Consider the following 12,987-nt stretch of genomic DNA (forward strand, 5'->3'; position numbering starts at 1 on the left):
TATTGAGTCATCCGATAATAATGCTATAGAGCAGTATACAAAATCACTGGTTATGATCCCGCTATTGATATGCGCCTCCGAAGAAAAAGGTTCAACAATGGACAGAGCAAGGAGGCCCGCATGAGTGAACGGGATCATCGTGAGCCTTCGGCGGTCGGTCCTCCAGGTCACGGAATGCGCGAGCGGTCGGCCGTTTACGGGTTTTTCATCATTATGGGTATCGGTACTTCGGCCTGGATTTCTCGACTGCCAACAGTCAAAGCCACTCTCGGTCTGCAGCCTTCGGGCCTGGCTCTGATGACCATCCTGGGCGGATGCGGCGCTCTGATCGGCATGCTGGTCTCGGGAGTGCTGACCGATCGGCTGGGTGTGCGCCGGGCCATGCTGCTGGCAGCTTCCACCTGGTGCCTGGGGATGGTGATCGCGGCTTTGGCCGTCACTCTGCGTTCGGTGCCAGGGGTGGTTTTGGGCCTGCTCTTCAATTCGGCGGGGATCAGCCTTTGGGGAACGGTCAACACTGTTGAGGCCGGCGCGGTGGAGCGCTTCTCCTCTCGGTCCATAATGCCGCGCTTCCATGCCTCATATAGCCTGGGCATGTTTCTTGCTCTGGGACTGGGCTCGCTCCTGTCTCATCTTGGTGTAGCCATAGGCGCGCACCTGGCGGTCAATGCGCTGGTCAGCCTGGCTCTGGTGGTCGCCTGCGTTCTGCTCTGCCCGGCTCAGCCTCTAGGGGATTGCAAGGGCGGCGCTGACGACGAACGTTCGGATCGGCAGGAGGGGTCAGGGCAATCGTCCGCCTTCGGCAAGCAATTGGCGGCTTGGGGCGATGCCCTGGTGCTCATGCTTGCTCTGATCAACGTGGCCCTGGAGGCCAGCGAGGGTGCCGTCAACGACTGGAGCGGGATCGGCCTGGTCGATGCCTTCGGCGTCCCCGAGTCTCAAGCCGGTCTTGCTCCCACGATTTTCGCTGCAGCCATGATCGTTTCAAGGCTGTTGGGGACACATCTGATCGAGCGGTTGGGGAACATGCGCTCGCTGGTCCTGACCCTCCTGGTCTCGGCTCTGGGCATCCTGGTCTATGCTCTTTCGCCCTCTTTTGTGTTGAGCCTTGTGGGCACTGGAATTTGGGGTGTCGGAGCTGCTCTGGGCGTACCCATTGTTACTACTTTGGCAACCAAGGATCCAGCCGTGGCGGCCCAGCGTGCTTCGGTCATCTCCACTGCCTACTACGGAGTCTCCTGGATCATTCCTCCGGCTATCGGGTTTCTGGCCGACCATACCGGTGTCAGGCCGGCGCTGTTGCCCTTGGCGTTCTTGCTGGCGGCGATCACCCTCCTGGTGCCCCCGGTGTCCAGGCTTACTCGGGAATAATGCCCTTCGGTTGGCAAAACTCCGCCAACCGGTTGTCGGGCGAAGTACGGTCTTTGGGCAGATATTCGGATTCAAACAGCCGTTCCCAAATATTGCCGTACGTGTCAGCGAATCTTATGGATGCAGCATCCAGTCGGCACCGGCCCTGAGGATTGTCAATAGCTCAGATGGATGCCTTTCCCTGCCAGATTCTCCAAGCACTCCTGCAGATAGGTTGCATCGTGCTCGGGGTAGATGGGATCTGTCAGCGGCTCTGCAGCCAGATCCTCGTAGGGCGGGCAATGCCTGCCGCGGTAGAGCGGGTCATACCAGGCGGGATCAGGATGGTAGCCGCGCTCGCGCATCGTTGCCATGACCAGCAGATGAAATTGAAAGAGCTTGTATGGGCAGTGGTCGAAGACATAGTCAACGGTGGCATGCCGTCGACCCCAGCCCAGTCCACGCAGGGCGGTGATCTCCCGATGCTGGCCCAGCAGCTGCTGTCTGGGAAGCAGTGGGATTAAATCTTGATGCCACAGTCGCATGACGCCCCCTCGTTGGGGTCATAAGTGAACCCCTCCCTCAGCCTAGCCGCTTGCATTGCTGTGAGGCGGACTGGCAGAAGAAGGGGTTGGGGCAAGTCCTTAATGGAACTCCTTACTGGGCGATGAATCCGCCGTCCACAACGAATTCGGCACCCAGCGCGAACTTGGATTCGTCGCTGGCCAGGTAGACGCAGATCTCGCCGATGTCCTGGGGCTCGCCGATGTGGCCCAGAGGTGTCAGCTTGCTCATCCTGTCTTCAAGGCTCTGGCTGATCAGAGGGGTCTTGATGAATCCAGGATGGACCGAGTTGATGCGAACACCGTAGTTGTTATTGGCGGAATCCAGAGCGGCAGATTTGGTCAGCAGCCTGGTGCCGCCCTTGCTGGCGTTGTATGCTCCAGCCCGGCTCAGGCCCACGAAGCCCTCGATGGAGGAGATGTTGATAATGGATCCGCCGCGGCCTTTCATGACCCGCATGCCATGCTTGGTGCCCAGGAAGGTTCCGTTCAGGTTGATAGCGATGATCTTCTTCCAGTCATCGTAGCTTTCCTCGTCCATGGTGACGCCCTTGTCGCCGACGCCGGCGTTGTTGACCACGGTGGTCAGCTGGCCCAGCTCCTTTTCAACGGTGTCGATGGTGGAGACCCACTGGTCCTCGTCCGTCACGTCCAAGGTGTGGAAGACGACCTGCCCGGGATGCTCCTGCATGAAGCTGCGGGAGGCATCGGTCTCCTTGATGTCGGTAAGGGCCACCTTGGCTCCCTCGCGGACGAAGCATTCGGCTATGCCCACGCCCATGCCGCCGGTTCCTCCGGTGATAATGGCTACCTTACCTTGTAGTCGATCAGTCATATCCACTCCTTTATAGAGATGTGCTGTCGTATTTCATCCTATGCGATGGCATGCCCATACTCCCATACTGATGGTTGCTGCATGAGCCATTCCGGATGATACGTCTCCTGCGGTCGGTATGTGGATTTGTATTACTGCTTCGCCAAGCCTGCTGGCTGTCGCTCGATGAGATTTTTCGACCTCAAAAGCGATGCTATGTGGCGTAAATCAGCATGATGCCAACTGTATTGTTCACGAATTAGTTTGGGTCAATAACGTATCCGCACTCATCGGCCTTTGTAGCTTGGTACCTTATCTTTGGACAAGCAGCGATACAGCAATTACTGTAAAAATTATTTCATGTATACAGGCTCCCTTTCCTGTGGCCATCGACCAGCGGAAGAGAGCCAGTTGTCAGAGCTGTTACCATGATCAGCGTGCTCAAGGTGAACAGTATGGCACAACCATGTGGCGGTCAACAATTATTTCCCAGAGGATCGCTGCGACGGCTGAGGCTGCGGAACCGGCCATCTGTATGCAGGCATCAATCTCCGTATAGTCCGAGGTGCCGAAGACCGAGCGCACCAACAGAGGTGTTTCGACCGTCGTGCAGGTATATACGAATCCAAATCCGAAAGAACCGAGCAGCAGCAGGATGCCCTGGTTGGGGAAAGCTCATATCGCAAAGATGCCCATCAGTCCGCTACTGATCCCCCCTAAACCAAGGATCGCATTCCGGTCGTTGATGAATCCAAGTGTGATCTCGCCGATTGCTTGTCCAATCATGCAGGAGGAGGCAATCAGACCTGCCATGGAGGCCATGGAGGAAATGGATGTCGCATAGGGGGGGGGGCAGGAATTGGTAGACAGTCTGATCAATGGTGATCAGTGCGCAGAATATCTCCAAGGATCAGAAAGCCGGGGTACGCATGGCCTGATGTGCTGTTAGCTCTTGCTCGTGGGCTTTGCTGCAGATCTAGGTCTGATGGATGTGAGCGGACGACGAATATGGTAAATGGAAGAGCGGCGGCCTGGATGATAAGTCCAACGGTCAGGCATCTACGTCTCCATCCGTCGGGTGCGGATTAGATGATCAAGTTGCCTAATTGGTTGAAAATAGCACCGCCTACACCTGTGAAGGCCATGCACAAACCTATATTGAATCCGATGCGCTTGCAGAACCATGCGTTGATCAAAATGGGTACGGCTAGGTAAAGTACAGCCGGCATGCCCACGCCCATGATGAATCCGCAGACGTAGAACTGCCAGACAGCCTAAAACCAGCAAAAGGATGCTTGCGCTTAGCATAGCGCGCAGGTCGAATTGCGTGGGATGATACCAGTATGTTGTTGCGGAATCTGCGATGAGGATGCCTATATGGGCACGAATTATTCTAATAAGATTTTTAAATTTTGAAGAGTAGCGAGCACTCAGTAATTACCGTTTTGACGGCGGTACTGTATAGGAGTCATGCCTACTTGATGTTTGAAAGTGTTGCACAGGATCGATATCGAGGAGAATCCGCACTGTTTGCGGATTTCGTCCAGGGAAAGATTGCTGTTGACGAGTAGGAACTTGGCCACATCAACACGTGAAGCCGTGATATATGCGTGAGGTGTCAGTCCTGTCTGTTTTTTGAAGATACGAATGAAGTGGTATTCGCTCATATATGCCCGTTCGGCCAGTGAGCTCACCGTTAGTGACTGATCGAGATTATCGGCGATGTATGCTATCGAGTCATCGATAGTACGTGAGCGCTTTGCTGTGACTCCAGGCTTGTTCTCTACAGCAAATTCCGTAAGCAGATCGGTAATATGACGAGCCATCTCCGGTTCGGAGTATCCACCTTGATCCGTCGCCATATCGTGGATCTCACGCAACTGAGTCCGCGCATACGAAGGGTTGCGAAGGCTAATTACGTTTCCAAGCTTAGCTGTGATCAAATCATAATAGGGCCGCGCAGTTATTCCGTCGAAATGCATCCACAGTACGTCCGTTTCAGTGTCAGTCCCATAACAATGACGGGAATAGCAGTCAACGAGAACGAATTGATCAGCCACGGCCCGTAAATGACCTGTAGGCAGATCCAAATCCATGGATCCTGAGAGCACTAGCATGACGAGAAAACTGTCAAAGGAACGGCGATCAAGGCGATAGCCGGGCTGGTAGCTGAACAGGCCAGATCTGAGCAGATAAAGAAATGTACGCCGGGCTGTGGCCGAAGGAATTCGCATGACGAAGTCCGACTTGGCCAAGTCGATGAAGTGCTCGGCGGGTTTCATGATTACTGTTCCTCTTTGTCCATATTCCTTAACGATAGGCTATAAGTCTGGTTCTTAAGTGGGTAAGGATGATGGCAGGAACCGTGTGGCATGGCCCCTGCCATCATCAAAATGCCCGTGTAGGGTCCCAGTTTCAGTTCTCGCTCATGTCTTCTAGCGCCACGCCGCTGGTTTCAGGCAGGGCCTTGGTGACCAGAAGGAAACCTACTACGCCGAAAAGGGCGAAGATCACATAGGACCAGCCCAGGCCAATCCCGTCACGCATGGAAGGGAACACCCAGTTGCAGGCGGCTGAAGCTATCCAGCAGAAGAATGTTGCCACTGACACTCCTATGGCGCGAATGGAGTTTGGCAGCACTTCGGAGATGACGACCCACATGCCAGGTGCCCAGGTCGCGGAATAGCAGAACCAGAATACATTGGCTACGATCAGCAGGAACCAGGCCCAGCCTGTGGTCACGTTCACTTCACCGTTGACCACTTTGCCGGTGAAGAACCCTACGGCCATAAGAGCCAGACCAATGGTCATGGTTACGGAGCCAATCGTCAGCAGCTTGCGCCGACCGATCTTGTCGATGTAGGCCATGCCGATCATGGTTGCAATCAGGGCAAAGATCGTGCGAATGAACGACATGTGCAATGCGCTTTGCTCGGAGAATCCGACCATCTGCCACATGGACGAATCGTAGAACATGATAACATTCGTCCCTTGGAGCTGCTGTAGCATGGCTACTCCGATTGCCACCCACATAACCTTGCGCAATCCGAAGCAATCGCCCCTCAGATCAGACAAGCGTGCCGGACGTTCGAGCATGGTTCCACGTATTTCCTGAACCTTGTCGTCGGGATCGGGCTCGCCTGTGATTTCGGAGAGGATAGTCCTGGCCTTCTCGTTCTGCCCTTTCATCACCAGATATCTCGGGGACTCCGGGAGCATCAGTGCCACCACGAACATAAGTATGCCCGGCAGAGCCATAGTCATCAGCATCCATCGCCAAGCCGCCAGACCCAGCCACCAGGTCTTTTCGGCACCGCCTGCGCCCATGGCATACAGATCATTGAGGCCTAAAGCTGCAATTTGTCCAAGAACGATGGCGAACTGTTGCATGGAACCTAGCATGCCGCGCAGATTCTGAGGAGCGATCTCCGAGATGTACGAAGGGCCGATGACAGAGGTGAAGCCGACTCCGATTCCTCCTAGGAATCTGAATATGAAGAACACCCAAACGTTGCTTGTCAGGCCCGATACCAGGGCGCAGGCCACGAACAGTATGGATGCGCCGATAAGAACCTTGGTGCGACCGTAGCGATCGGCGAGTTTGCCGGCAAACCAAGCTCCTACAGCGCAGCCGACGAGCGCCGATGAAACAGTGAATCCGGACATGAAGCCTGTGACGCCGAATCCGGAATCCGGACTGGTCAGTGCCTTGACGGCGCTGTTGATGACGGATGTGTCGTAGCCGAACATGAATCCGCCGACGGCAGCGGCTGCACAAACGATAATGAGTTTGATCCTATTGCCGTTGGATAAGCCTTTTGCCGGCGGTTTGCCGGTTTTAGTTGGATGAGACATGTGAGAAACTTCTTTCTATGTTGTTGACGGATCGCTGTTGTTTCAGGAGATGATGCTCGTTCGGTAGCAGATTCTGGCGGTAAAAATGTCGCCTGCTCTCAAGATGGGTTTTATGGGGTCGTCGCTGTTGATGGCGTTGGGTACAAATTCGCACTCAAGCGCTATGCCTTCCCTGGGCCCATAGCAGTGGCCATCCCTAGCTCGGGTGTTACTCAGATAGTCACCGGTGTACATCTGGATTGCGGGTAGATCGGAAAAGACGTCGAGCCGAATGCCGGTCTTCGCGCTGGCTAGTGTGGCCATATGGCCGAACTCACGGGGGCTTTTGTTGATCGGGTAGGCATGGTTGTAGCCGTGTCCAAGCCTGATCTGATCGAAAGCCGGATCGCGCCGCTCACTGATGCTGCAGGGTTTCCTGAAATCCATCGGAGTACCGGCCATGGCCTGTCGAGAGCCTGTTGGTATGGCATCCTCACTGAGGATCGGGCAGAACGTATCTGCATTTATCTGCAGTGTGTGATCCAGAATATTGCCAGATCCGTCGCCGTCCAGATTGAAGTAGGCATGATTGGTGAGATTGCATATGGTGTCTGCATCCGTGGTGCCTTCGAAGGTTATTTCGAGTCCGTCATCCTGAAGTCTGTAGCATACCGTGATCGACATGGCTCCTGGAAAGCCTTGATCGCCGTCTGGGGTATCCATCCTCAAGGTGACATGCCGGTCATCGTACGAATCAGTCGTCCAAAGTCGGTGCTCGTAACCGTCAGGACCGCTGTGGTTGTTATTCTTGCCGTCGTTCGCTGCTAATCGGTATGTGCGTCCATTCAGCTGGAACTGGGCATTGGATATCCTGTTGGCATTGCGTCCGATGGTGGCGCCCAGACAACAGGCGTCAGCGCAATAGCTCGCTAAATCCGGGCACCCTAAGACGATTTGTCTAAGATCTCCGGCACTGTCCGGGGTGAGGAAAGAGACAAGCCGCGCTCCGTAATCGGTGATTGTTGCCGATTGCCCCTGTCCATTCCGGAGCTTGAACAGGTGTGCGGCTCTATCATCGTCTAATCTGCCGAATTCGTCGGTAGACATGTCCGTTGTCTTCATGCTGTCGCCTTAGTTGCAGCGGAACTGTTCATCAATATATGCCGATGGGAGAGTTCGTCGCTAAATAGGTTGACCTGGATGTGGCTGGGATCTTCGGACATAGCCTTGGCAAGCAGATCCGACGCCTTTTGTGCCTTCCCCAATCCGATATTGGCTAAGGCCATGACATACAAGCAATGAATATGGTTCATTCTTGTGTAATCTTTGTCATAGATTACGAAGTCAGGAAGGGATACTGCGAAGTATTCTATAGCTGCTTGATCGTTCAGATGCTGTTCGCCGAAGTCCAGCAGGCGGTAGAACCTGGCATTGGCAGGTCCGTGTTCACCCAGTGCAGCATGAGCTAGGCCCTGGTATAGGATCATTTCTGCAGGCTGATCATTATAGAACATTGCCCCCTTGACCTCGTCGGGTCCGATGGTCGCTTGGCGGAATTGGGCTTTTGCCGCATCATCATGGCTCATGTGTGCCTCGACCAGGCCTAAGAGATAATGCAGATCGTTGTCTTTCTGTCCTTCGAGCTTGCCCTCGCCCAGATTTTCTGGATAGGACTGGGCCTTGGTCAGTAGATCCTTAGCTGTTTGCCAGTCTTGGGCATTCATTGCATCCTTTGCCATAAGCGTCAGGCTGATGCGGTATTGGGCTGTGATCTTTCCTTCTCCGCCTTCCCAAGGGTGGAAATGCCGTTTACCCATCAATTCATAGGCTTCGCGATAGTTACCGGTCATGTTGAGCACTGTCAGATACTCGATGTACAAGTCATCGCGCTCTTGAACGGCGTTGAGATTGCGGCGGTATTCGACCAGACGCTGGCTGTAGGTCCATCCAAGCATCCGGCGGAGTTGATCCAGCTCCAGGAAAATGCTGGAATCCGTTGGATCGAGGCTGAAGGCCTTTTCCATCTGCTCCAGGGCACCGGCTTCATCATGTCGCTTGTTATAGTATGCCAAGGATAAGTTGCGGTGGACGGTGGGGAAGTTCGGATCGTTTCGAGCGCTGGTCTGCCACAGCTCGATAGCCCTGTCTGATTGGAGCTTGTCGTAATAAAGGCATCCCAGATAATAAGGTGCCTTGGCGTTGGCGCCCATCTTCATCGCAGTCTGAAGGACCTGAATATCGTCCAAGGTGTTGGGGAAGCAGCAGTAGCTGTCGTCTTCTTCGCCTTTCAGGATCGCTTCTTTGGCTTGGTCGGGATGATTCATGGCTGCCAGGTAATAGCCTTTGTAGTAGTCCAGCATTGGATCTTGGCCTTTGGCTTGGTTCAGCATGGCCAGGGCTTCATCGTAGGCTCCGAACGATGCGTATTCGCGAGCCGCCTTGATATGGTTCTTCGTGAATCCCCGGGTAAGGTCCAAGTCGCGTTTGTTGCTTGTGCTCAGGTAGTGTTCATAACGTGAGACGAAGTCAAATGCGTCCAAGGCGAGGTTCTTCTCCACCTGGCTGGCGGCCTCGTCAGTTCGGCCCAATTTACGCAACAAGTAGGCTTTGAGCCCTCTAGCCCTGATGTTCTCGGAGTTCTTCACCAGGCTTCTATTGACGAAGTCCAAGGATTGAGACCAGTCGCCGCGGCGTGCGCTGATTGCGGCGAGATAGAAGAAGCCCATTTCTTGCTGGGAATCATCCCAGGTCGACTTGTAAAAGGCATCGTATGCCTGATCTTCCAGTCCCAGATACCAATTGGCCAAGCCGAGATTGAAGTATGGTTCTGAATCATAGGGGTTGGGGTTACGGCTGGTTATGCGATCGATGGCCTTTTGGAAATGTTCCTTTGCTTTTTCGAATACACCACGTCGTAGCAGAAGCAGGCCATAGGCATTGTTGATCCTGGCATCGCCGGGGTCACGTTGCAGTCCTTCCAGATAGTAGGGATCGGGACGATATGTGGCATGGCGGTATTGTTCGAGATGGGTGCCGATTAGGAATAGCTCCTCATTGGTGGCGACATCGCTCGGTTTGGGTGCGGCTTTTGCGGGGCTGGGCAGTTTGTCGATAGTATCTGGTTCCGGAGTGTAAGAGACGAGTTCCTTGCCGGTGTCTTGGTCAGTGACCGATACGGTCATGTCTGTGGGAGCCGCCCCATGAGTGTCGAACTCTTCAGTGAGGATATTGACGGGGCTCAGTCGAGTGGTTCGTTCGAGTAGGGTCTCGCCTTTACGATTCGTGACCTTGACCAGACCATGGTCTACAAGGTGTGTGGCGTACACGGTTACCCGGCCCTGCCCATCCGACAAGCCGCTGCCATCGACGCCTTCGGTCTCTCCGGCGGCTTTCGCGGGATCAACAGGGCCAAACTCCATGTTCACAGCAGCGTCTAACGTAGCGTTTTTTACCAGACCGCAGGCCTTATATGGCATGAAATACTGGGTGAAGCGTTTGGTTTCGAAGGGTTTGAGCCAGCTGAAATCCGGTTGGTTGTCGGTGAATACACCGGTCATGAGTTCGGCATAGGGGCCATTGTCATCGGTCAGGTTCCGATCCCAGGCATGTCCAAAATCACCGCTACCCCAGACCCACTGCTTCTTGCCGGGACTGATGTGATGGTCGGCATAATGCAGGATGCCGGCTTGAGCTGCGTAATCGTATCCGCCAACGAAGTCGTACTTGCTTCCAGCGGCCATGTAGGAGGTGGGAACGGGGACGTTCTTGTACCTGCCGATGTCCACGCCTTCTGAATAGTCGTGCTTGTAATAGGTGCCTGTGGCGATAGGATATCTGCTCACGTCACGTTTGCCGTGATCCATCACCGCTGTCACATCCGGAGGCATGACCGTCTTGGTATGGGCGTTGACAGATACGGCTGGGTTAGCCCACCAAAGGAAAGTCTGGGGAAGGCTTGTGCCATTGTAGAGATCTCCCGTGATGGCTATGTACGCCTTACCTGGATAGAGGGCGATTGTAGTGACGACCTCGGTGCCGTACATCTGGTCGACATCGTGGCATTGGACTCCCTTGCCGCCATTGGCGAGGTCGACAAGACGGTAATCGACTGGACTGAAAGTAGTGGGGCGATGGTGCTGAGGCCAGTTAAATTCGATGCCTCCCGAGATCCACGGTCCTGTCAGGCCGACCAGTGCAGGCTTGATGACATCGTTTCGGTAGACGAAATCGTACCCATTGGTCTTATCCTGGGCATATTGGATTCTGCCCCCTAGTTCGGGGAGCACGGTGACCTTTATGTATTCATTCTCAATGATGACAGCTTTGTATGACTTGTCTTCCTTGGTGTCTTTGATGGAAGTGATTACCGGGTATGGATAGACCTTGCCTGAGGAACCCTGATAGACGCGTTTTTCAATAAATTGAGGATTCTTATCCGGCTTGCCGACTCCGTAGGTGGGGATGACCAAGGTGGTGTCCGAAATTTTGACCTGTTCGGTTGACGACATTACCTGCTCCTTTGTCTTTGAAGGTTATGTCTGGGGGAGTCGAGCGGCCCGAAGCAGCTCCGATGCTGTCTCCTTACGTCTCACACTAAGGCTGGATATTTGGGTTGCGACCAGTAAAATTGTCCTTTTATTTCGGATTCTTGCTCTTAGTAGGAGGATTTGTGACCTCGTGCCGGTTCGGTCTGTCGATTTTGAAATCACAGATTCTGATGGGTAAGTCACAGGCGGCCCATTGTTGACTTGCACTTCCAGCGACTCGAGGTTGTACCATCAGGCCGATTGAAGATAAGGAAAGGTGGGACTGTTATGACAGTTGCAGATAAGACAGTGTTGATCACCGGAGCTTCGTCCGGCATCGGGGAGGCCACAGCGAGGCTGTTGGCACAGCGAGGGGCCAAGGTGGTGCTGGGCGCTCGCCGCAAGGATCGGATGGATACAATCGTCAACGACATCGTTCAGGCGGGTGGCCAGGCTGCCTCTATGGCTCTGGATGTGACCGATCGACAGGCCAACAAAGACTTTGTGGCTTTCGCCAAGAAGCAGTTCGGCGGGGTGGACGTGGTATTCCTCAACGCCGGGCTCATGCCTAACTCGCCCTTGTCGGCTCTGCATGTGGACGAGTGGGACCGCACCATTGATGTCAATCTCAAAGGCGCACTGTATGGGATTGCTGCGGCCCTGCCGGAGTTCGTCGGGCAGCGTCACGGGCAGTTCATCGCCACCTCTTCGGTGGCTGGGCTCAAAGCCTATACTGGCGGAGCGGTCTACGGGGCAACCAAGTGGGGCCTGCGTGATCTGATGGAGGTGCTCAGGATGGAGTCCGCCCAGGAGGGGACCCATATTCGTACCTCTACCATTTATCCGGCGGCCATTCGAACCGAGTTGCTGGACACCATCACGGACAAGCAGACCCTGGCTGATATGAACAAGACCTACGACAGCTACCAAATCGACCCCGAGCGAGTGGCTCAGGTGGTGGCCTTTGCCATTGATCAGCCCGAGGATACCAATGTATCGGAATTCACCGTCGGCCCCACCATTCAGCCTTGGTGAATTCCTCTGCTGCTGCCCTTAGTCGCCGCTTGAGGAGAGCAGACGAATGCCGGCTTGGGCCATGGCCTTTCGAGCTTCAACGCCCTGATCCTCGCTGACCGGGACGGTCAAGTCCTCGAAGACCGTGACCTGGTAGCCCAGCTTTGCGGCATCCAGGGCCGTTTCCTTGACGCAGTGGGATTCGGCGATGCCGACTACGTCCACCTGATCAACGCCGGCTTGCGCCAAGGCGTCGGCCAGGGTGACGCCTGATGATTTGGCCGCAGCAAACTCCTCCCTGCTCTGGATCCGATCAGTGTTGTCTTCGATGCCTTCGAACCCGGAGTAGGCAGCTGAATACTGACCTTTTTTGAAGTGATGGGTGATGCCCAGCCCACGAATACTGGGATGCAGCTCTGCCCCGGGCGAGCCTGCTACGCCATGTCTGGGCCAGGTGTCCACAAAATCCGGGTGATCGGACCAATGAGATCCGGGTTCGATATGCCAATCCTGGGTGGTGGCCATGTAGGCGTAGTCCTTGGCATGGCTGTGGACATAGTCGGCGATTTTGCCAGCTGTGGCGTTACCTCCCTCGACTCCCAGTTCACCTCCTTCGCAGAAGGTCGGTTGAACATCCACGACGATCAAAGCCTTGGACATGGTGATCACTCCCTTGGTCGATGCTGACGGTAGGCAGAGGAAATGCCGGGTGAAGCTCCACGAACATTCCCCTTATGTATCAGTTTACTTTTCGTGGACGGGTCAGGCTTTCGGCTTTGGGTCATGTGGACGAATATGCCTAAGAATTGCCCTCATGTGTACAAGATGGCAAGGCAGGCAACAGCGGGGATTGATTGTGAGCCTTGTAGGTGGATTCATGCCGATT

General features: G+C 54.7%; 10 protein-coding genes. 2 read left to right on the forward strand and 8 right to left on the reverse strand.

Annotated elements, in window-relative coordinates:
- Positions 1-120: 120 nt before the first annotated feature.
- Positions 121-1,371, forward strand: a complete 1,251-nt coding sequence (locus tag AC0AII_RS04810; protein ID WP_490446328.1) for an MFS transporter — start codon at positions 121-123, stop codon at positions 1,369-1,371.
- Positions 1,372-1,526: 155 nt separating this feature from the next.
- Here the strand turns inward: AC0AII_RS04810 and AC0AII_RS04815 are convergent, their stop codons facing one another.
- The 7 genes from AC0AII_RS04815 to AC0AII_RS04845 form a co-directional block, all read right to left on the reverse strand.
- On the reverse strand, positions 1,527-1,895 hold the full coding sequence (locus tag AC0AII_RS04815) for a TIGR02328 family protein (protein ID WP_490446329.1): 369 nt from the start codon (positions 1,893-1,895) through the stop codon (positions 1,527-1,529).
- Positions 1,896-2,007: 112 nt separating this feature from the next.
- Entirely contained in the window at positions 2,008-2,748 is a 741-nt protein-coding gene (locus AC0AII_RS04820) for an SDR family oxidoreductase (RefSeq protein WP_121914317.1), read from the reverse strand.
- 654 nt (positions 2,749-3,402) lie between these two features.
- On the reverse strand, positions 3,403-3,540 hold the full coding sequence (locus AC0AII_RS04825) for a hypothetical protein (RefSeq protein WP_490446330.1): 138 nt from the start codon (positions 3,538-3,540) through the stop codon (positions 3,403-3,405).
- Positions 3,541-4,157: 617 nt separating this feature from the next.
- Positions 4,158-5,009 carry an AraC family transcriptional regulator gene (locus AC0AII_RS04830; protein ID WP_144085264.1) on the reverse strand — a complete coding sequence of 284 codons (852 nt, stop codon included), beginning with the start codon at positions 5,007-5,009 and terminating at the stop codon, positions 4,158-4,160.
- A gap of 133 nt (positions 5,010-5,142) precedes the next feature.
- On the reverse strand, positions 5,143-6,582 hold the full coding sequence (locus tag AC0AII_RS04835) for a sugar porter family MFS transporter (protein WP_144085265.1): 1,440 nt from the start codon (positions 6,580-6,582) through the stop codon (positions 5,143-5,145).
- A 42-nt stretch (positions 6,583-6,624) separates the two neighbouring features.
- Positions 6,625-7,683, reverse strand: coding sequence for an aldose epimerase family protein (locus tag AC0AII_RS04840; RefSeq protein WP_490446331.1), 1,059 nt, complete (start codon positions 7,681-7,683; stop codon positions 6,625-6,627).
- Positions 7,680-11,069 (reverse strand): DUF5107 domain-containing protein, encoded by a 3,390-nt coding sequence (locus AC0AII_RS04845; protein ID WP_490446332.1) that lies wholly within the window; start codon positions 11,067-11,069, stop codon positions 7,680-7,682. The genes AC0AII_RS04840 and AC0AII_RS04845 overlap by 4 nt, the downstream gene beginning before the upstream one ends.
- Before the next feature lie 306 nt (positions 11,070-11,375).
- Here AC0AII_RS04845 and AC0AII_RS04850 point away from each other — a divergent pair, with 306 nt between their 5' ends.
- Complete coding sequence (locus tag AC0AII_RS04850) at positions 11,376-12,122, forward strand: SDR family oxidoreductase (protein ID WP_490446333.1); 747 nt, start codon at positions 11,376-11,378, stop codon at positions 12,120-12,122.
- 18 nt (positions 12,123-12,140) lie between these two features.
- On the opposite strand, the gene AC0AII_RS04855 is transcribed toward AC0AII_RS04850, so the two are convergent.
- Entirely contained in the window at positions 12,141-12,761 is a 621-nt protein-coding gene (locus AC0AII_RS04855; RefSeq protein ID WP_101431869.1) for an isochorismatase family protein, read from the reverse strand.
- Positions 12,762-12,987 lie beyond the last annotated feature (226 nt).

It is taken from the genome of Bifidobacterium sp. VU/mBH4 (B4), from assembly GCF_058199535.1.